Origin of the sequence: Pseudomonas sp. 20P_3.2_Bac5, assembly GCF_025466035.1 — a bacterium.
Classification (GTDB): Bacteria; Pseudomonadota; Gammaproteobacteria; order Pseudomonadales; family Pseudomonadaceae; genus Aquipseudomonas.
Genome location: NZ_JANLOA010000051.1, coordinates 1 through 19628, shown reverse-complemented (window position 1 = coordinate 19628; position 19628 = coordinate 1). Strand labels below are relative to the sequence as shown.

General features: G+C 63.5%; 16 protein-coding genes and 1 tRNA gene. 11 read left to right on the top strand and 6 right to left on the bottom strand.

Annotated features, from left to right (window positions below; translation table 11 throughout):
• Positions 1 to 16: 16 nt before the first annotated feature.
• Complete coding sequence (locus NTD88_RS08860; RefSeq protein WP_095158767.1) at positions 17 to 886, bottom strand: helix-turn-helix domain-containing protein; 870 nt, start codon at positions 884 to 886, stop codon at positions 17 to 19.
• Between the two features lie 208 nt (positions 887 to 1094).
• Here NTD88_RS08860 and NTD88_RS08855 point away from each other — a divergent pair, with 208 nt between their 5' ends.
• Together NTD88_RS08855 and NTD88_RS08850 are read left to right on the top strand one after the other, a co-directional pair.
• Positions 1095 to 1823: a TorF family putative porin gene (locus tag NTD88_RS08855; RefSeq protein ID WP_262155074.1), complete on the top strand. Its 729-nt coding sequence runs from the start codon at positions 1095 to 1097 to the stop codon at positions 1821 to 1823.
• A 15-nt stretch (positions 1824 to 1838) separates the two neighbouring features.
• On the top strand, positions 1839 to 3704 hold the full coding sequence (locus tag NTD88_RS08850; RefSeq protein WP_262155073.1) for a CocE/NonD family hydrolase: 1866 nt from the start codon (positions 1839 to 1841) through the stop codon (positions 3702 to 3704).
• Positions 3705 to 3978: 274 nt separating this feature from the next.
• Here the strand turns inward: NTD88_RS08850 and NTD88_RS08845 are convergent, their stop codons facing one another.
• The 3 genes from NTD88_RS08845 to NTD88_RS08835 all read right to left on the bottom strand — a co-directional run bounded on the left by NTD88_RS08845 (position 3979) and on the right by NTD88_RS08835 (position 7787).
• On the bottom strand, positions 3979 to 5289 hold the full coding sequence (locus NTD88_RS08845; RefSeq protein ID WP_262155072.1) for a J domain-containing protein: 1311 nt from the start codon (positions 5287 to 5289) through the stop codon (positions 3979 to 3981).
• A gap of 6 nt (positions 5290 to 5295) precedes the next feature.
• Positions 5296 to 6987 carry a molecular chaperone HscC gene (locus NTD88_RS08840; RefSeq protein ID WP_262155071.1) on the bottom strand — a complete coding sequence of 564 codons (1692 nt, stop codon included), beginning with the start codon at positions 6985 to 6987 and terminating at the stop codon, positions 5296 to 5298.
• A gap of 173 nt (positions 6988 to 7160) precedes the next feature.
• Entirely contained in the window at positions 7161 to 7787 is a 627-nt protein-coding gene (locus NTD88_RS08835; RefSeq protein ID WP_095158762.1) for a LysE family translocator, read from the bottom strand.
• 290 nt (positions 7788 to 8077) lie between these two features.
• Here NTD88_RS08835 and NTD88_RS08830 point away from each other — a divergent pair.
• Positions 8078 to 8152, top strand: a tRNA-Gln gene (locus NTD88_RS08830).
• A 308-nt stretch (positions 8153 to 8460) separates the two neighbouring features.
• Positions 8461 to 10161: an amidase gene (locus NTD88_RS08825; RefSeq protein WP_262155070.1), complete on the top strand. Its 1701-nt coding sequence runs from the start codon at positions 8461 to 8463 to the stop codon at positions 10159 to 10161.
• Between the two features lie 57 nt (positions 10162 to 10218).
• On the opposite strand, the gene NTD88_RS08820 is transcribed toward NTD88_RS08825, so the two are convergent.
• A complete protein-coding gene (locus NTD88_RS08820) occupies positions 10219 to 10485 on the bottom strand; it encodes a hypothetical protein (protein WP_095158760.1) in 267 nt (88 codons plus the stop codon).
• A 258-nt stretch (positions 10486 to 10743) separates the two neighbouring features.
• On the opposite strand from NTD88_RS08820, the gene NTD88_RS08815 reads away from it, so the two are divergent.
• The 3 genes from NTD88_RS08815 to NTD88_RS08805 all read left to right on the top strand — a co-directional run bounded on the left by NTD88_RS08815 (position 10744) and on the right by NTD88_RS08805 (position 14793).
• Positions 10744 to 11259 carry a sigma-70 family RNA polymerase sigma factor gene (locus NTD88_RS08815; RefSeq protein ID WP_262130023.1) on the top strand — a complete coding sequence of 172 codons (516 nt, stop codon included), beginning with the start codon at positions 10744 to 10746 and terminating at the stop codon, positions 11257 to 11259.
• Positions 11256 to 12224, top strand: coding sequence for a FecR domain-containing protein (locus NTD88_RS08810; protein ID WP_262155069.1), 969 nt, complete (start codon positions 11256 to 11258; stop codon positions 12222 to 12224). Before NTD88_RS08815 ends, NTD88_RS08810 begins: the two co-directional genes overlap by 4 nt.
• 109 nt (positions 12225 to 12333) lie before the next feature.
• On the top strand, positions 12334 to 14793 hold the full coding sequence (locus NTD88_RS08805) for a TonB-dependent siderophore receptor (RefSeq protein ID WP_262155068.1): 2460 nt from the start codon (positions 12334 to 12336) through the stop codon (positions 14791 to 14793).
• Positions 14794 to 14838: 45 nt separating this feature from the next.
• On the opposite strand, the gene NTD88_RS08800 is transcribed toward NTD88_RS08805, so the two are convergent.
• Positions 14839 to 15849, bottom strand: coding sequence for a hypothetical protein (locus NTD88_RS08800; RefSeq protein WP_262155067.1), 1011 nt, complete (start codon positions 15847 to 15849; stop codon positions 14839 to 14841).
• 97 nt (positions 15850 to 15946) lie between these two features.
• Here NTD88_RS08800 and NTD88_RS08795 point away from each other — a divergent pair, with 97 nt between their 5' ends.
• The 4 genes from NTD88_RS08795 to NTD88_RS08780 all read left to right on the top strand — a co-directional run.
• Positions 15947 to 17014 carry a helix-turn-helix transcriptional regulator gene (locus NTD88_RS08795; protein ID WP_262155066.1) on the top strand — a complete coding sequence of 356 codons (1068 nt, stop codon included), beginning with the start codon at positions 15947 to 15949 and terminating at the stop codon, positions 17012 to 17014.
• A 325-nt stretch (positions 17015 to 17339) separates the two neighbouring features.
• Positions 17340 to 18365, top strand: a complete 1026-nt coding sequence (locus NTD88_RS08790) for a hypothetical protein (RefSeq protein WP_262155065.1) — start codon at positions 17340 to 17342, stop codon at positions 18363 to 18365.
• 85 nt (positions 18366 to 18450) lie between these two features.
• Complete coding sequence (locus NTD88_RS08785) at positions 18451 to 19464, top strand: hypothetical protein (RefSeq protein ID WP_262155064.1); 1014 nt, start codon at positions 18451 to 18453, stop codon at positions 19462 to 19464.
• 6 nt (positions 19465 to 19470) lie between these two features.
• Positions 19471 to 19628, top strand: a 158-nt coding sequence (locus NTD88_RS08780; protein WP_262155147.1) for a transposase, incomplete at its 3' end; no start/stop codon positions are given.

Here is a 19628-nt window from a genome sequence, read left to right as displayed (position 1 = left end):
GCAGCACAAAATCTGCCTATCCCCGCTTCAACGTCGCCTTCGGATACTCCCCGAACAGCGCGTGATACGACTGCGAAAACCGCCCCAGGTGCCAGAACGACCAGCGCATCGCCACTTCGGCCACAGTCACCTGACCAGGGTCCGCCGCCAGCAAATCACGCCTGACCGCATTCAAGCGGCGATTGCGCAGCCAGACCGTCGGCGGCATGTCCGCGTAACGCATGAACGATTGCTGCAAATGCCGCACCGACACCCCCGCCGCTTCCGCCAAGTCGAGCACGCCGAAGCTGTCCTGCGGGCAGTCGTTGACCACTTCCTTGACCCGCTCGACCACCCGCCGCGCCTGGTTCTCCGAACGCCGGCGCGCTCCGACGTCCAGCGCCTCGTCCAGCAACAGGAAGCAACCCTCGGCAATCTGCTCGGCGAAGCCCGGCGCATCGACGTCCACATGGCCTTCCAGCGCACCCGCCAGCACGCCACTCAGCGAGTCGGCGAACGAGCGGCAGCCGGTCGAGCGCAGCGGTTGCAACACCAGTTGGCGAAACTCCGCGGCGGAACGCTTCCAGGCCGCCGGCTGCTTCAACACCACCGCCACCTCGCGGTAGTTCTCCGGGGTGACCCAGGCATTGCGGGTCTGGCCATCGAGCAGGTACAGCGCGTCGTCGCTCATGTCGAAGCTGAACACCAGGGCATCAGGCGGGGCATGGAATTCCTGCTCGACACGCAGGTTCATGTGCTCCTCGTACAGCTCGACGGCGCCCGTCTGCGCATGCACCAGCCGGCCATGAAAATGGCCCGCCGACATCTGCGTGTACTGCTCCTGCCAGCCCGGCAACGCCACACGATGCTCGCTCACTTCGTGAGCTTCCAGCACCTTGATCGCCATGCTCTTACCCCGGTAATTTGTTAATTTTATTAATCATCTACCCGTTTCATGCGCAAGACGGATAGAGGCACGCCGCATAAAGCCAATAAATTAAGGACGTCTACGACAATGACGCGTCGCACGACAAGCCTCACACAACAAAATCAGTAATACAAATAACTATTAAAGCGTCAATCTGCCGTCAAGAATAATAAACGGAGCGGAGCAGATGAAAGCGATCACAGTGCGACTCGGCGCAGCGGTCTTGCTGAGCCAGGCCTTGCCAGCACAGGCCGTGGAGCTGAACCCGGATTTCACCCTCGATGTGCTGGTCGCGGCGATGAGCGACTACCGCACCGGCGGGATCTCGCAAACCCTTAACAAACCGGCCTTGCAGTTCGATGTCAGCCTCCATCATTCGAGCGGCCTGCTGGCAGGCATCTTCACATCCAACATCGATTTCGACAGCGATGCCCGTCGCGAATACGACTATTACGTCGGTATCGAGCATGCCTTCAACGACACCCTGAGCGCCTCGCTCATTTACTACGAATACGACTATCCCCGCGAGAGCGCCTTCAACTACAGCGAGTGGATCGGCACACTGTCGGCCTGGAACGCCACGCTGGGCGTGAAGTACACCCGCGACGTCAAACCCTACGGCGACGACCGCGGCGTGATCTGGGCCGGCTACACCCTCGACCTGCCCTGGGAATCGACGCTGGACCTGCGCCTCGGCTACTCCGACGCCAAGGACCCGGTCTATGTCAGCCACGACGGCAGCACCCGCAGCGGCTATCGCGACTGGGAGGTGGGGCTGAGCAAGGAACTGCTGGGCGTCGCCTGGCGCCTCGCCTACGTCGATACCGACCTCTCGAAAGCCGAATGCGAATCCACCCAGGGCATCGACGACATCTGCTCGGCGACGCTGATGGTTTCCGCCTCGAAACGCTTCTGATCCAGGGTGCTCATCATGCTTTTTCGCACAACTGCAATGGCCGCCAGCCTGGCGGCCGCAACACTGCTGGGCGGCACCGCGTACGCCGCTCAGGACATTCCCGGCCAGGACGTCAGCTCCGCCCCGGCTCGCCAATGGCAACCCTTCTGGGCCAAACGCGAAACCGGCTATATCAAGACGGCGGACGGCACCGAGCTGCGCTATTCGGCGCTGCTGCCGGCCAACCAGGGCCGTTTCCCGGTGCTGGTCCGCTACAGCGGCTACGACTCCGGCAGCATCGGCGGCAGCGCCTACCTGGCTGACGATGAAACCTTCTCGGTCGATCTCGACAAGCAACTGGTGAGCCTCGGCTATGCCGTGGTCGGCGTGCAGGCCCGGGGCACCGGCTGCTCCCAGGGCACCTTCGATTTCCTCGGTCCGGCCTACGGCACCGATGGCCGTGACGCCATCGAGTTCATCGCAAAACAGACGTGGTCCGACGGCAAGGTCGGCATGTTTGGCTGGTCCTGGTCCGGCATGTCGCAACTGATGACCGCCGCCGAGCGCCCTGCGAGCCTCAAGGCGATCGCCCCCGGCATGGTGCTGGGCGATGCCCGCGGCGACAGTTGGGCACCGGGCGGGGTGCCGGCGCCGGAGTTCGTCACCGGCTGGCACTGGTACCTCGACCAGCGCTGGGCCGCGGTCAAGGCCAGCGCCACCAGCGAAAACGACAGCCGCTGCCTGAGCCAATTGGCGAAGAACAAAGCGGACATCGGCAAGCACGCCCTGACCTACCAGTTGATCCGCCATCCGCTGCGCGACGAGTGGGTCAACCAGCGCAACCTCCGTGACCGCACCCACCTGATCCAGGTGCCGATCCTGTCCTTCGAAGCCTGGCAGGACGAGGCGGTCATGGCCCGCGAGGGCTACTACCACGAGACCGTGCGCCCGGAACAACTGTGGACCGTGCAGAGCAACGGCCCGCACGACCTCTACGAGTCCCGGCATTTCCGCGACAAGCTGGTGGCCTTCTTCGATCACTTTGTCAAAGGCCAGGACAACGACTTCAATGGCACCCCGCACGTCGAAATCTGGCAGGAGACCGCCAGCGCCCAACGCGACACCCCGCACGACCTCAATGAAACCGCCACCCCCGGCTGGACGCTGCAACGCGAGCGCCTGCCGCTGGACATCACCCCGGTGCGCTTTGCCCTGGTCGGCGGCGGCAAGCTGATCGAAGGCGGCAAGCCCGAGGGCGAGCCGGACGAATACGCCTACCCGGTGGCCGGCCCCGACGTGAACACTTACGAGGAAGACAACGCCTGGGGTCAGCTCAAACCGGGCTGGGAAAAAGGCAGCCTGGCGTACACCAGCGCGCCGCTGACGCGCGACCTGCTGAGCTATGGCCCCGGCAGCGCCGACCTCTGGCTGTCGACGCCGATGGGGCCGGACCTGGACGTGCAGGTCACCCTCACCCAGTTGCTGCCCGACGGACAGGAAGTGTTTATCCAGCGCGGCTGGCTGCGGATGTCGGCGCGCAAGCTGGATGACGGCAAGTCCACCGCGCTGCGCCCCTGGCGGCTGGACACCCCGGATGCCGTCGAACCGATGCTGCCGGATACGCCCGTACTGGGCCGGGTGGAAATCCCGCCGTTCTCCCATCCGTTGCGCGCAGGCTCAAGAGTGCGCCTGTGGATCGACGCGCCGGGGCGCACCGGCGGTTATGGCTTCGACACCTTCGCCCTGCCCGCCAAGCCGAAACTGCTGCATGACGCGCAGCACCCTTCGACGCTGGTGCTGGGTGAACTCAAGGGCGTCCAGGTGCCTGCGGCGCAACCGGCCTGCGACAGCCTGCTGAAACAGCCGTGCAGACCCGACCCGCTAAACCCGGCAGCCAACTGACCCGTGAGGAATCGACCATGAATGCATTACTACTGTCACACCGTGCCGTCCGTCAGGACTCCGCCGGGTAAAGGGCTATACCCACGTCGGCACGATCGATGACGTCAGCGACAGTGAAGTGCTGATCGGCGTGTACCGGGTCGACCGGGGCTGAGGCAACAACGTCAATGGGGTTCCACTCGTTTGCCCTCGCACTGTCAGGTTGCGAGGGCTTTTTTTTGCAATTTGCAGCGTCTGAACTAACGTGCACGAAGAGCAAAAGCGACGGAACGCATTACCAACCCGCCTCATCCGTCGGCCGGGTCAAGGCCTGGTACATCCGGCTCCACGGCGCAGGAATAGTGCCGCGCAAGGTGGCATCAGCGAGGTACAGCACCAACGGAAACACCGCCAGCGGCACCGGCCACCAAGTCGATGACAGTTCCCGCAGATGCCACGCCGCCAGCCACGACAGCGCCGCACACGGCACCACATGACGCAGGATCAACAGGCCCGCGCCCCGGCGATAAAGCCTGTCCGGCAACACCGCGCGACTGAGGGGCATATCCAGCCGCGTCAGCCACATGGCGATCCTGCGCCAGATGACATAAGCCCACACACTGCCCGCCGCCGCCAGCAACCCCGACGACACCACCCGGAGGACGTAAGCGGAAGGCCGGGTTTGCGCCAGAGGCAGGAATTTCAGCGCCATGAATCCACAGGCAAGCAACCACAAATAGAGACAGAACGGCACCGCCGTGCGTGGCAGCCACGCCCGCCAGTCATCCACCAGTTCAAGTCCCAAGCGTTGCAGCGTTGTCGGATTGCGCTGTTCGAAGCTTTCCGCCACCTGCTGACAATGCGCCCACTGGTCCGCGTCCATGCCATCGGCCAGTTGCCGTCGGTCGAGATCGCTTTGCCGCACGAACAGGAACGACAGCACCGCGTCCGGGTTTGGGCCCTGCACGTCACGCCGCACGCCGTCCACCTCGAACGCTGCCGCACGCAAGTCCATCAGGTGGCGCCAGCGCGGCCCCGAGCAGGGGATATGACCCTTGGCATCGCTCCAGTCCATGCGCGCGGCCAACTGATCGAAGAACGCGGCGGACCAATGTCCCTCATGCTCCAGGCAATCCAGCAGTTGCTCCTCGAACCATTGCCGGCGATCGAACGACAGCATCCATTCGCTGGCGAGGATCTGCGGCAATACCGACAGCAGCCGATGCTCGTGGCCCTCGGCGAACCACTGACGAATTTGCCCCATCGAGATAGCCGGCTCCGGAATGGCGCGAACGTACGCGGCATAGTCCGGTTCCTCCGGCTCAGCCCGAACCGGCGCGGGTGCGGGGGCGACTGACAACGCCCCGCCTTCATCGATTGCGGCCAGAACCGGCAGCGGCTCCGGCGCCTCGTCCTGTTCGTCCTCCTCTTCCCACTGCGCCCGCCAGCGCAACTCGGCCAACGCGGTTTCGTAGGCTTCGCGCAGTTGCTGAAAAGCTGCGGCGTCTTCGTCAGGACGATGGATCTTGAGCAACCGGGCGTAGGCGCGTTTTACCGCACGCTCGTCCGCGTCAGGGGTCAGGTCCAGCAATTGCCAATGACTCATGAACCCTCAGCCCTCCTGCTCGATCTGCGCCAGGTGCTCGGCAACGCTGCTGTAGGCCTTGCGCACCTGCTGCTCGTCCTGGGTTTCCAGCGCCTGCTGGAAGTACTGGGCCAGTTGCGCGATGTGCTCGCGGCGATGGCCGAGGTGCTCCTGATACAGGCGCTCCAGCCGCGCCAGCAGCAAGGTGTTGGTCTGCTGGTCGCGGGGGTGCACCTTCAATTGCTGCAAGTCAGCGAGGCGCCGGGCGATTTCGTCCTTGTCCAGCACGCCGGGGTTGTTCTCGATCACCAGGGTGCGCGTCTCGCCATTGATCGGCAGGTGCACCTGGGCTTCCAGCAGGCCGTTGTTGTCGTAAGTGAAGCGCACGTCGAGGTCGACTTCGCCGGCCCGGCGCTTGGGCACCGGAATGTCCAGCTCGCCAAGGAAGATGTTGTTCTGCACCAGCCGGCCTTCGCCCTGGAAGATGCGCACCAGCACATGCTCCTGACCATCGCTCAAGGTGGACACCACCCGCGAACGACTCACCGGCACCACGCTGTTGCGCTCGATGATCGGCAGGTAATGCCCGCTCTGATAACCCTGCGCCACCTGCACCGACGTCTCGATCCCGAGGGTGTAGGGGCAGACATCGGTCAGCACCACTTCTTCCAGCGAAGCATCGCGGGCCTTGAGCGCCGCCTGGATCGCCGCGCCCTGGGCGACCACTTCGTCCGGGTTCAACTGCATGGAAGGAATGCGCCCGAACAGCGACGCCACCAGCTTGCGCACCAGCGGCATGCGCGTGGTGCCGCCCACCAGCAGCACCTCGTCCAGTTCCGCCGCTTTGATCCGTGCGTCCCGCAGCGCTCGTTCGATGGGCGCGCGCAGGCGGTCGAGCAAGGGGCGAACCACCGTCGCGAGGTCGTCCTGGGTCAGGTCGAGGTGCCATTCGCGACCGTCGTCACTGAGGTTGAAGCGCGCTTCGCTGGCGTGGCCTAGGGCATGGCGGACGCGCTGCGCTTCACGGCGCAAACGCTGGGCCAGTTCAGGGCGATTGACGTCCGGCAGGTCTTTCGCGCCGATCCGCGCGACGAAGTGCGCTACCAGGCTGTCGTCGAAGTCTTCGCCGCCGAGGAAGTTGTCGCCGGCACTGGCGCGCACTTCCATCACCCCTTCGAACAGCTCCAGCACCGACACGTCGAAGGTGCCGCCGCCAAGGTCAAAGACCAGGAAAGTGCTTTCGTCGCGCTGGTGCAACCCATAAGCCAGGGCGGCGGCGGTGGGTTCGTTGATGAGTTTTTCGACGGTCAGCCCCGCCAGCTCGCCGGCAATACGCGTGGCCTTGCGCTGGGCGTCACTGAAATAGGCCGGCACGCTGATCACTGCTTCGCTGACCGTCTCGCCAAGCGCCCGCTCGGCGTCCGCCTTGAGGCTGCGCAGCAGCATCGCCGACAGTTCTTCGGGGCGATAGGCACGCTGGCCGAGACGGGTTTCGCGACCGCTGCCCATGTGGCGCTTGAACAGTGCGGTGGTCAATTGCGGGTGGGTCTGCAGGCGCTCGCGGGCGATATCGCCCACCACCAGTTGGCCCTGGTCGTCGAGGCCGACGACGCTGGGCGTCAGGTAATTGCCAAGGGCGTTGGGCAGCAGACGGGCGGACTCGCCGTCCCATACCGAGACCAGACTGTTGGTCGTACCCAGATCGATGCCAATGATCACGGTCACTGTTCCTTGTGTAATGCGGAAAACCGGCGCGGGCCAGCCCGAGCCGCGGGTTTGCTATTAGAGCGACGCGATGGGACCACGTAAAGTGGCCCGTGGGAGATGCGACACACCCCTTGAACGAAAATTCCCGGGCAGTCTTCAGTCGCGTGCCAAACCGAGGGCAGGATTTATTTCTGGGTCAGCGCCACCACCGAGACACCCGAGGCAACGAACGTCACCCCTGCCCCGACATTCAGGCCGTTAACCAGCCGTGGCCGCTGGCGTAGCGACTGGGTCAGCGCGGTGGCGAACACCCCCATCAGCGCAAAGCCCACCGCCGTCAGCGCGGCGAACCACACGCCATAGACAAACATCTGCAGCGTCACTGAACCCAGTTGCGGATTGACGAACTGCGGGATGAAGGCCAGCACGAACAGACCCGGCTTCGGGTTGAGCGCTGCGGACAGAAAACCGGTGAGGAAGATGTTGCGCAGCGGCTGCCTGGCTGCCGGCGCGAAGTTGATCAGGTTGCGCGAGCGCAGCACCTTGATGCCCAGCCAAAGCAGGTAACCGGCACCGATGATCTTGACGACCCAGAAGGCTACCGCCGACGTCTGCATCAACAGGGTCAGGCCCAATGCTGCTGTGGTGGTGTGAAAGAGAATGCCGGCCCCCGAGGCCACCCCCGAGACGATCGCCGCCAGCCGCCCCTGGCTCAGACCGCGACCGATCGCCAGCAGGTTGTCGGGACCGGGGGAAATCACCAGCAGCAGACAGGCGGCGGTGTAGGCCAGCCAGATATCCAATGGGAACACGATCGCTCTCCGTCCTTGGGGATGTGGGAAATTTCGCTAGATGCGGTCCGCAACCCTACCCCATCTGCGGGCGCCAACGCGATGCTGTCGGCTTTTCGCCGGAGCCAATGACGGTGACCCGCAAACTAAGTCGCTGTTTTAAAACCCCTTTCGTTTTAAAAGGGGCTTCACAGACGTAACAAAAGTTGATAAATTGCCGCCCATCCTGCAACGGACCACAGGGTTCTTCGCGAAATCGTCTTCGCAAGCAGCAGGATTCTGCATCTGGATGTACTTTCATCCGTCGCAACAGGGGCGTCGCCAAGCGGTAAGGCAGCAGGTTTTGATCCTGCCATGCGTTGGTTCGAATCCAGCCGCCCCTGCCATTTTCTTCTTCTGCTTCACCCTCCCTTCTGAATGATCCTGATGCCTCGGCAGACAGCGTTCGACTGTTCGTATTTTTCTACACCTCCAAATAGCGAAAGCTGCCCTTTATCGCCAAAATCATCAGGTCTGGCGTAGTCCCCATTCCCTTGTTCAGCGCCAAGTGTTAAATATATCGCCCACTTTAGGCCGCCCTGTTGCGTAAAGCCGCACAACGGGGTATCGAACGAGATAACAATTTGAAAAGCCTGATGTCCCTGCGTGAGGGAAGCACTTTCCCTGTTACCTGTCAGTCACCGGAGCAAGCTGCATGATCGAGGTCACCGAAGTTTCCATTGCCCAACTGCGTGCCGCGCTCGAATCCGGGCAAACCACCGCAGTTGAACTGGTCAAGGCCTACCTTGCCCGGATCGATGCCTACGACGGCGCCGACACGCCCACCGCACTCAACGCGGTGGTGGTGCGCAACCCCGAAGTCCTCAAGGAAGCCGAAGCCTCCGACGCCCGCCGCGCCCGGGGTGAAACCCTCGGCCCACTGGACGGCATTCCGTACACCGCCAAGGACAGCTATCTGGTCAAGGGCCTGACCGCCGCGTCCGGCAGCCCGGCCTTCGCCGAGCTGGTGGCCTATCGCGACGCCTTCACCATCGAGCGCCTACGGGCTGCCGGGGCGATTTGCCTGGGCAAGACCAACATGCCGCCCATGGCCAACGGCGGCATGCAGCGCGGCGTTTATGGCCGCGCCGAAAGCCCGTACAACGCCGGTTACCTCACCGCGCCGTTCGCCTCCGGTTCGTCCAACGGTGCCGGTACTGCCACCGCTGCGAGCTACTCGGCCTTCGGCCTGGCGGAAGAAACCTGGTCCAGCGGTCGCGGCCCGGCCTCGAACAACGGCCTGTGTGCATACACCCCGTCGCGTGGGGTGATTTCGGTTCGCGGCAACTGGCCGCTGACGCCGACCATGGACGTGGTGGTGCCCTACGCACGGACCATGGCCGACCTGCTCGAAGTGCTCGACGTAGTGGTCGCCGAAGACAAGGACACCCGTGGCGACCTGTGGCGCCTGCAAACCTGGGTGCCGATCCCGAACGTTGCCTCGGTGCGCCCGGCCTCCTACCAGGAACTGGCGGTGGGCGCCGGTGCCCTGGCCGGCAAACGCCTGGGCGTGCCGCGCATGTACATCAATGCCGATGAACTGGCCGGCACCTCGGAAACACCAGGCATTGGCGGCCCGACCGGCCAGCGCATCAACACCCGCGACTCGGTCATCGACCTGTGGACGCAGGCGCGCCAGGCCCTGGAAGCGGCCGGTGCCGAAGTGATCGAAGTGGACTTCCCGCTGGTGTCCAACTGCGAAGGCGACCGTCCGGGCGCACCGACCGTGTTCAACCGCGGCACCGTCTCGCCGGAGTTCCTGCACCATGAACTGTGGGACCTGACCGCCTGGGCCTTCGACGATTTCCTCCAGGCCAACGGCGATCCGAAGCTCAATCGCCTGGTGGATGTCGACGGGCCGAAGATCTTCCCGCACGACCCCGGCACCCTGCCCAACCGCGAAGGCGACCTCGCCGCCGGCATGGACGAGTACGTGAAAATGGCCGAGCGCGGCATCACCCCGTGGAACGAAATCAGCACCGTGCCGGACGGTCTGCGCGGCCTGGAGAAGACCCGCAAGATCGACCTGGAAGACTGGATGGATGAGCTGAAGCTGGACGCGGTGCTGTTCCCGACCGTGGCCGACGTTGGCCCGGCGGATGCCGATGTGAACCCTGAGTCGGCGGATATCGCCTGGAGTAACGGTGTCTGGGTCGCCAACGGCAACCTCGCGATTCGCCACCTCGGCGTGCCGACCGTCACCGTGCCGATGGGCGTGATGGCCGATATCGGCATGCCGGTGGGGCTGACTTTCGCCGGTCGCGCCTATGACGACTCGAACCTGCTGCGCCTCGGCGCGGCGTTCGAAGCCACCGGCAACCGGCGGATGATTCCGCCGCGTACGCCGGTGCTGTAACAGCGCAGGCAACCGCGACGGTTCGGGGGCGCCGGACCGTCGCGGTCGCTGCAACGATTAACGTCCTTGAGCGCCTGCCCCATCCGCCCGCCGCGCGGCATCGACGCCGGCACTGGTCAGCTTGATCGGAAAGGTCACCGAGGGTTCATGGTCCTGCACGGTCACCGGGTTGCCGTGGATCAGATTGCGTTCCTGCAGGTGTTTGAGCGTCCCGGCCACGGCCTTTTCGCCGCGGTAGTTGTCGAGAATTTCCTTGCCCAGTCCTTCCGGGTGCGCGTGCAACAAACGGGTCAGGACTTCACGCTCCAGTTCATCATTGCTCATGAATACCTCTCTGCCCTGCGGGCTCGATTGGGGATGGTCGACATTTTTGTGACCACCCCGGACGGGCAGAGATTCATTCGGAAATCAGCCCGCGGCTGAAACCCTCAGTGCATCCAGCAGTTCGCGTACCGGGTGGTCTCAGCCCTGCCCCGTCGAACTGGGCATTTCCCTCCCGGCTCAATAGCCGTAACAAGTCATTGCAAACCCCGCTACAACAAGGTGAGAATTGCAACCAATTCTCATTAGTGATGTTTTCTCATGCCCGCCGACGATATCGCCCTGCGTTCCGCCGTCCATGACCTCTATGCCACCCATTGCGGCTGGTTGCGTGGCTGGTTGCGCAAGCGTCTGGACAACAGCAGCGATGCCGCCGACCTGGCCCAGGACACCTTCGTGCGGGTGATCAAGGCACGCCAGGCCCTGGACATCCGCGAGCCGCGGCAATACCTGAGCACCGTGGCCAAGGGCCTGGTGATCGACCTGTTCCGGCGCCGGGCGCTGGAGCACAGTTACCTCGAAGCCCTCGCCGCCTTGCCCGAGCGCGAGCATCCGTCCCAGGAAGAACAGGCCATCGTTCTGGAGACCCTGGTGGAGATCGACCGCATGCTCGACGCACTCGGCGACACGGTGAAGCAGACCTTCATCCTGTCCCAGCTCGAGGGCCTGAGTTATCCGAAGATCGCCGAGCGCCTGGGTATTTCCCTGCGTACGGTAAACAACCATATGGCCAAGGCCGTCGAGCATTGCTGCCTGATGCAGATGGGCCTGCTGTGAGCGACGCGCGCCCCGTCCTCGACCCGGCCGAACGCGATGCCCTGCGCAGCGCCGCGCAGTGGTACGCGCGGCTGTCGTCGGGCTGCGAGTGCGAAGCCGAGCGCCAGCAATGGCAGCTCTGGCACAACGCCGACCCGCTGCATCGCCAGGCGTGGCAGCAGGTCGAACAGGTGCGGCGGATGGTCGAGGGCGTACCGGGCAAGGTCGCCGCCTCGGCCCTGCGCAACGCCGGGCAGACACGCCGGCGGGTCATGCGCCAGTTGCTGGTGTTGGCCGGCGTCGGCGCGCTGGGCTGGCGAACCTGGGACAGCGACTGGCGCATCGCGATGACCGCCAGCTACCACACCGGCGTCGGCGAACAACGCCGCCTGACGCTGGCCGACGGCAGTTCGCTGCTGCTCGACAGCCATTCGGCGCTGGATGTGGCGTTCGACAACGACCGCCGCCTGCTGCGCCTGCTCAGCGGCCGGCTGCTGGTGGAGACTGCGGCGGACTCACTGGCTCGGCCATTCCTGGTGGAGACCGCGCAAGGCCAGGTCCGCGCCCTCGGCACGCGTTTTACGGTGCAAAGCGACGACGCCTGGTGCGAGGTCGCGGTGCTGGAAAAAGCCGTGGAGGTGCGCCCGGCGCTGAGCCCACAAGTGCTGCGTCTGGAGGCCGGCCAGCAGGTGCGTTTCGATCGCGTCAGCGTCGGCGCGGCGAGAACCAGCGACGCTGCGGTCGCCTCTTGGCGCAACGGCAGCCTGATCGCCATCGAGCGGCCGTTGGCCGATCTGCTCGCCGAGCTGTCGCGCTATCGCCATGGCTGGCTGCGTTGCGATCCGGCTATCGCCCGGCTGAAGATTTCCGGCGCCTTCCCGCTGGACGACACCAACCGCGCATTGGCGGCGCTGGAAAGCGGCTTCGGCCTGCGGGTGGTGCGGCGCAGCGATTACTGGGTCACGGTGCTGCCCGCCGACGCCTGAGCGTCCCACGCGGAAAATAATTTCAGGGGCGTTGCACGATTTGCTTTTCCCGCTCGGCCAATCCCTCGACAAGTGCCGTTTGCACGGCCTCATTTGGGGGAGGAACACCATGAAGTACCCGCACGCACGCTTGCTGAAACCCGTGGCCGTGGCCATCCGTCTCGGGCTTTGGGCCATTGCTGTCGGCAGCCTGCCAGGCGTCGTCAGCGCCGCCGAAGTCAGCGCCGAGCAGCATTACCGGATTGCCGCCGGCAGCCTGACGTCGGTGCTCGCCGCCTTCGGTTCGGCGTCCGGCACCGCCATCTCGTTCGATGCCGCCTTGACCGCAGGCCGCCAGTCCGCCGGCCTCGACGGCCGCTACAGCGTCGCCCAGGGCTTCGCCATTCTGCTGCAGGGCAGCGGCCTGCAAGCGCTGCCGCAAAGCAACGGCAGCTACGCATTGCGGCCACTGCCCAAAGCGGACGGCTCGCTGGAACTGGGCGCCACCACCATCAACAGCGCAGCCCTCGGCGCGACCTCCGAGGGCACCGGCGCCTACACCGTCGGCCAGAGCGCCTCGGCTACGCGCATGGACCTGTCGCTGCGCAAGACGCCGCAATCGGTCAGCGTGGTGACCCGCCAGCAGATGGACGACCAGGGCCTGGTCAACCTCGCCTCGGTGCTGCAACAGACCCCTGGCGTCACCGTCAACCGCGAGAACTCCGAGGGCTACACCTACTATTCCCGCGGCTTCGAAATCCAGGCCTTCCAGTACGACGGCATTCCCAGCCTGAGCACCGACGGCGGCAACGTGCGCGACAACTACAGCATCGGCAACTCGCTGATCTACGACCGCGTCGAAGTGCTCAAGGGGGCTACCGGCCTGGTCAACGGCATCGGTTATCCGTCCGGGGTAATCAACTTGGTGCGCAAACGCCCGACCCGTGAATTCCAGGGCCATGTCGGCGCGGGCGCCGGTTCCTGGGACCGCTACAGCACCGAGCTGGATGTCTCCGGCCCGCTGGTGGACAGCGGCGCGCTGCGCGGGCGGATGGTCGCCGGCAGCGAGCAGCACGATAGCTTCATCGACTACCAGAAAGGCGAGCAGCAGGTTTTCTACGGCATCCTCGAAGCCGACCTGAATGACGCCACCACCCTCAGCGCCGGCTTCGACTACCAGAAGAACAACAACGACGCGACCAGCAACGCCCACCTGCCGGTGTTCTACAGCGATGGCCGGCGGGTCGATCTGTCGCGCTCAAGCAACCCGGCGGACAAGTGGGCCTACCGCAACCAGGACACCTCGCGCGGCTTCGTCGGCATCGAGCACCGTCTGGACAACGACTGGATGCTCAAGGCCACCGCCACCTACCGCAAGTACAAATCGCGGGAAATCCTCGCCGGGCTGTCGGCCGCGCACATCGACCCGGCTACAAACACCATCGACCACGGTTTCTATTACGGCGGCGCCTCGAAGTTCGATACCGACACCGAAGAAAAGTCCTTCGACGTGTACGCCAAGGGGCCGTTCCAGCTCTTCGGCCGCGAGCATGAACTGGTGGTCGGCTACAACTATTCCAAGACCGACGCCGAGTCCCGCCGCACCGACGGCACCACCGACGAGAGCGTCAACCCGTTCACCTGGAACAACAACGCCACCTACCCCACCGACTGGGCGTGGTGGTCGACGCAGAAAATCGATGCCACGCAGAAGGTCAGCTACGCGGCCGTGGTGCTCAAGCCCACTGATGCCTTCAACGTGATCATCGGTGCCCGGGTCAACGACTACGACTGGACCCTGAGTAGCCTCAACGCGCTTGGCCGGACCCGCAGTTACCCGACCAGCAACCGCGGCGAGGTCATCCCCTACGCCGGCATCACCTACGACCTGAACGAGCAGTACACCGTCTACGCCAGCTACACCGACATCTTCAAACCGCAGCCGTACAACAAGGATGCCCGCGACAATCCGATCGACCCGCTGACCGGTGAAAGCTATGAAGTGGGGATCAAGGGCGAGTACTTCGAAGGCCGCCTCAACGCCAGCCTGGCGCTGTTCCAGCTCAAGCAGGACAACCTCGCCGAAAGCACTGGCCGGACCAACAGTGCGGGCAATGCCGAGATGCGTCCGGTATCGGGGGCGACGACCAATGGTGTGGAACTGGAGATTGCCGGCGAGCTGCTGCCGGGCTGGAACATCAATGCCGGCTACGTCTACCAGGCGTCCTATGACGCCGACCATGTGCGCGTTGCCACCACCCAGCCGCAGCACCTGCTCAAGGCTGCCACCAGCTACCGCCTGCCGGGGGTGCTGAACAAGGCCACCGTCGGCGGCAATGTGCAATGGCAGAGCGCGAGCTTCTTTATCGACGACAGCTTCGACGAGCAGGTCGGGCCGCAGAAGCTCAATCGTGGCAGCTACGCGGTGGTTGGCCTGCTGGCCAGTTACGATTTCACTGACGAGCTCAAGGGCACGGTGAACCTCAACAACCTGTTCGACCGGGTGTATTACAGCGGTATCGGCAACTACAACACCGCCTATTACGGTGACCCGCGCAACGTGATGTTCAACGTGAAATACAGCTTCTGATGCAAGGCGTGGGGGCCGCCGACGCGGCCCCTCCTGCCCCGCGCGTCACACTCGCCCGCTGTTGTTCTCCCGCGCCACCTTGATCATTTCATCCAGTTGCCCGATCAGCTCATCGGCGTCGATCTCGACAAAATCCTCTTCCGCCACCGCCAGAATCCGTTGGGCGAATTCGTCGCTGCATTCCTGCACACCGTCGTCCGTGCCCAGGTCATAGCCGATCATGAAACACGCGGCCTCCAGCGCCCGCAGCGGCGTGACCGGCCCGGTCACTCGATTGAAACGGCTGTCCGCCGCTGCCGGATGCGCCAGCACCGCACTGAGCAGCCAGCTTGCCCGCAGGTTCCACAACGCATGGTGATGCCCGGCGCGCAGGCGCTTGAACTGCAGGTGCGGGTTGCCCGGATTGCGCTGCTTCGGCGCGGCGCTGTTGACCCCCTCCTTGGCCGCCGCCCAGGGGAAGCACAACTCGGCCGGGACCCAGGCCAGGTGCTTGGCCTTGCAGTACTTGACCACCAGCCAGCCCAGCGCCGCCGCCACGCGGCTGTCGTAGATCAGGAAGTCTTCACAGAGCAGCGAGTAGACCTTGGTCATCCCGGAGTTGAAACGCAGGCCCTTGTCGCGCAGTACCGGCGCTTGCGGATCGCCGGCGTCGAGCGCCGCCTTGACCGTGTGCAGGGTCTGCGCCAGGCCCTGCTCGTTGGTCTTGAGCCAGTCGGCATTGCGGGCACTGACGCCGCCCCAGGCCATCACGTCCAGCGAGGCCAGCAGGCTGCGTGCATCATCGCCGCTGGCCGCCAGCAGGTCACGGCGCAGGGCATCGAGGGCGATGGCGTTGCTGCGTGGGCAATCGCCGGCGTCGTAGCCCAGGCGCTCGTTGCCGGGATGGTTCCAGCGGTAGCCTTCGAACGCGTCGAACAGGTCGCTGCACTGCCAGATGGATGCCTTGCGGCGATCGACGTATTGGTGGCGGAACAGCGAAACCGATTCAAGCTCGGTGGCCAACCAGTCGATAAAACCGGCAACGTGAGTAGCAGCGAGGTAGGACTGACGCTTCATGTAATGCTCCTGTGGGCTGGCGCAGGCACTATCGCCTGTCAGCCCGGGTATGAAAACAGCCAGCCTTCCCACTTTTTGTCCAGGTCCGCCAGATTCGATGAAAAATTTTGAAATTCGCCGCGAGCGGCTTCTCCAGGCGCTGGGCCGCCAACAGCAAGCGCAACCCGCCTCGACCCTGCTCAAACTGATGCACGGCGCTGACAGCGAATGGTCCGGCTCGCTGAAGACCATCAATCGCGACCTCGAATGGCTCGAAGGAAAAGGAGTGGTGCAGCCTGAGGAACAGGGCAACGGCCTGCCGATCCTGTGGCGGATCAGCAAATACCAGCATGAGCTCAAATTGCTGCCGATCGAGGCCATGACCCTGTCGGCGATCTTCGATCATGCCGAACGCTTCGGGCTCAAGACCCACACCGAACAACTGACCGAGCTGCGCAACTTCGCCATCCACGTGATGAACCATCAGACCCCGCGCGGGATTGATCTGGGCCGGCGCATCACCTCTGGCACCCGCTTCATGGTGCTGCGGCCCGGGCGCTATGACGCCGCGTTGCTGACCCGCCTGCAACAGGCGATTTACCTCGACGAGCCGCTGACCGTGACCTACCGCCCGCGGGATGCGGATGATGCGCTGTGTGTCTATCAACTCAAGCCGCTGGCCCTCTCCCACCAGGATTCCAACACCTACCTGTCGGCGCTGGTGGCGGAAGAACAGTGGCTTGATGGTTATCAGCCAGACCCGCAAAAACCGCGCGGCAAATACGGCAGCAACGGGCCGGGCGAGTTGTGTGCGTTGATGCTGCACCGCATCGTCGCGATCGACACGGGTCGGGTGAACATCGCCGATCCCGAGGGCTACGACGTGCATTCGCTGGAGGCCCAGCGGCACCTGATGACCCTGCATGGCGACCGCGAAATCCACCTGGAACTGCGCCTGGGCGCCAACCTGTACAACCGGCTGTGGGAGAACCCGCTGACTGATGATCAGGTGTTGCAACCCGATGGTGCCGAGCATTGGAAACTGACCTGCAACATTCTCGACAGCCAGGGCTTGCGCTTGTTTTTGTTGAGCAATGCGGCGGATATCGAGGTGCTGGGGCCGGTGGGGTTGCGCGAGCATGTGCGGGGGATGCTGCGCAAAGCGTTGGCGCGGTATTCGCGGTGAGTCAATTCGCGAGCAAGCTCGCTCCTACAGAAACTGCGGACCTGTAGGAGCGAGCTCGCTCGCGATGAGGCCACGCCAGGCAACCGGGCTGTATCTGCCGGCCTCATCGCCGAAGATCTTCGCTGATCTCAAAATCGAAGCATGGCACCGAACCTGTGCGAGCTGGCTTGCCAGCGATGAGGCCACTTCAACTGAAACGCTTCAAGGCCCGGTTCAGAGGCCTTTCCGAGTGATAGCAAAATGCAACTTTCACTCGCCTCAGGTCCTTGGCGCCGGTATCTTGTCGCCGAACCGGAAACCGGTCTTACCAATACGAGGATACGAAGTGAGCTTTATCATCTTTCTGCTGACGGTCGCTGCCGGCTACGCGGCATTCAAGCGCAAATCGGCGCTGGCCTTCGCCGGCGCGGGTGCTTTGGCGGCCTTCTGGTTCATCTATGAGTCCGAAATCGATCTGATGTACAACATCGAAATCGTCACCTCCTACCGCTGGCCTTGGCTGGCCATTGGCGCCGCGATCGGCTACGTCGGTTTTTCGATCTGGCAGCGGGGCAAATCCGGGCGCACCGTGTTCGGCGACAGCGCCAATGCCCTGGACGACATGCAACTGCTGGTCGGCCGCGTGCTGGACACCAGGACCAACCACACCGTGTTCAGCGACACCCACGTCCAGCAGAACGCCTTCGGCAACCTGGAGAGCCACACCAGCCATGACGTGCAGGTCAGCCACAACACCTGGCTGTACGACATCAACCGTGACACCGACGTGACCTACTCCGGCAACGGCAACCTGCAGGCGCGCCCGGGCCACATCTTCGGCACCATGAGCTGGAAAGGCCGCAGCTTCCTCGACATCAACTACTCCACCAGCAAGAAATTCGTCGATATCGGCACCAAATACCATCCCGTGGCCTCGCTGGTCTGGGGCGGCATCCTGGTGGTCTTCGGCTGGGCGATGTTCCCGCTGTTCGCGCTGATGTCGCCGCTGGTCTGGGCGGGCTGGATCAACTGGAACGGCAATGGCGGTATCTACACCAAGAACGTCGTGCCGGGCTCGCACAAGATCGAAGCCCTGCTGACCTACGGCGGCGGCCTGATCTACCTGGCGGCCTTCGCCTACATGCTGACGCAACGCCGCAGTGACGACGTCGACACTGCACTGGTGGTCGGCTACGCCGCACTCACCGCCCTGCACTACTTCGTGGTGAAGAAGATTGCACAGTCTCAGGAAGAGCTGATTGCGCGTGGTGAGGCCGAGCTGGACAAGCTCTACGCCAGCGGCATGGCGCGCCAGAATGCGCGGGCGGCGGCAGAGGCACAGGCTGCTCAGGCGGCGGTCGTAGCGTCCTGATTGCGCTTTTTGTGTGATACAAAACGGCATCCTTCGGGATGCCGTTTTTCTTACTTCAAAAAATCTGGGCTAAGGACGACCAAAGATGAGCGAATCCCCCTTTCTCAAATACAAGGACGCCCTCGTCCATGACCATCGGGCGTCCGCTAGGTGTTTACGCGCGATCGTACTGTCGATGCAGGAGTGTTCCGGCTATACCGTCAACGCGGATGATCTGGCACAGCTCAGCCCGGAACATTTCGAGGCAGCGCAGGCCCTGTTGAAGGTTTACAAGGAAGGCTTGAGTACAGACCGGGAGGCCATGAGTGTGCTCCGAGAAGTAGCGAAGAACTGGCCGGACTACCGAAACGTCCCTTATGGCCTGTACCCGTTCCCCGACCCGGAGACGGTGTTCGTGGATGATCAGGCCGACCTCATCGAGCACTTGCAGCCGTTTTTCGGCATTGACCTGAGTGTGGTGAACCCAGAGTGGTCGGGCTATCTGACAATGTTGGGGCCGCTGGAGCCAACCGAGCACGAGTACGTTGGTCAGGCGACAGAAGACACCCCGTGGCACACCCGGTTGTTGCACACCAACTGGATTGGTTTCAAGGTCGAAGACGGACGCTACCGACTGATGGGTGATCCGCGTTATTTCTTCCTGCATGCAGGTAACGAGCACCTTGCTGATCCGTATGTCGAAGCGCGGGAAAGTTTGCAGGCTCATTATTCTGACCAGAAAGCGGCTTTTGAGGCGGCCCGAGAGAAGTATCGCGAATCAGGGTTGCTGTTTTGCCCGTCGGAGCTGGCGAGGAAGGTGCCCCTGCACCGGGTTGAGCAGATGACGTTCGTCGAGCAGATTGGCGGTGTGGCGGACTTCATGAAGTTCCCGGTGTCCAGCCTGACGCTGGGTTATGCGGAATGTGAGAAGAGTGGAATCACGGCGGGGTATCCGTGTAGCCCTGCGGGTAATCCGTTCCATCATGTGGCTAGCGTGCCGGCGTATCACTACCAGAGTTGGGGGGCGGATCTGGTGATGATGTTTTATGAGCCGGTGGAGGGGTTGGTGTTGTTTGGGTTTTGTTGGTCGAGTCGTGAGAGTAAAGAGGGCTTGGGGTGAGGTTTCATTAAGTTCGCGAATGCTCGTGAGTTGCGGCATTCGCAGAGGCTTGCAGCACACCCGCGCTACCAGGTCCATTTCACACCGACCTCGGCATCTTGGTTGAATATGGTTGAGCGCTTTTTCTCGACGTTGAGTGAGAAGTGGATCAAGCGCCAGGCGCA

What these genes read in the sequence shown, in the direction of transcription:
- NTD88_RS08860 (WP_095158767.1), bottom strand. Translation starts at nt 886, where the DNA reads ATGGCGATCAAGGTGCTGGAAGCTCACGAAGTGAGCGAGCATCGTGTG.
- NTD88_RS08815 (WP_262130023.1), top strand. Translation starts at nt 10,744, where the DNA reads ATGCCCGCCGACGATATCGCCCTGCGTTCCGCCGTCCATGACCTCTAT.
- NTD88_RS08850 (WP_262155073.1), top strand. Translation starts at nt 1,839, where the DNA reads ATGCTTTTTCGCACAACTGCAATGGCCGCCAGCCTGGCGGCCGCAACA.
- NTD88_RS08785 (WP_262155064.1), top strand. Translation starts at nt 18,451, where the DNA reads ATGAGCGAATCCCCCTTTCTCAAATACAAGGACGCCCTCGTCCATGAC.
- NTD88_RS08820 (WP_095158760.1), bottom strand. Translation starts at nt 10,485, where the DNA reads ATGAGCAATGATGAACTGGAGCGTGAAGTCCTGACCCGTTTGTTGCAC.
- NTD88_RS08795 (WP_262155066.1), top strand. Translation starts at nt 15,947, where the DNA reads ATGAAAAATTTTGAAATTCGCCGCGAGCGGCTTCTCCAGGCGCTGGGC.
- NTD88_RS08800 (WP_262155067.1), bottom strand. Translation starts at nt 15,849, where the DNA reads ATGAAGCGTCAGTCCTACCTCGCTGCTACTCACGTTGCCGGTTTTATC.
- NTD88_RS08845 (WP_262155072.1), bottom strand. Translation starts at nt 5,289, where the DNA reads ATGAGTCATTGGCAATTGCTGGACCTGACCCCTGACGCGGACGAGCGT.
- NTD88_RS08855 (WP_262155074.1), top strand. Translation starts at nt 1,095, where the DNA reads ATGAAAGCGATCACAGTGCGACTCGGCGCAGCGGTCTTGCTGAGCCAG.
- NTD88_RS08825 (WP_262155070.1), top strand. Translation starts at nt 8,461, where the DNA reads ATGATCGAGGTCACCGAAGTTTCCATTGCCCAACTGCGTGCCGCGCTC.
- NTD88_RS08805 (WP_262155068.1), top strand. Translation starts at nt 12,334, where the DNA reads ATGAAGTACCCGCACGCACGCTTGCTGAAACCCGTGGCCGTGGCCATC.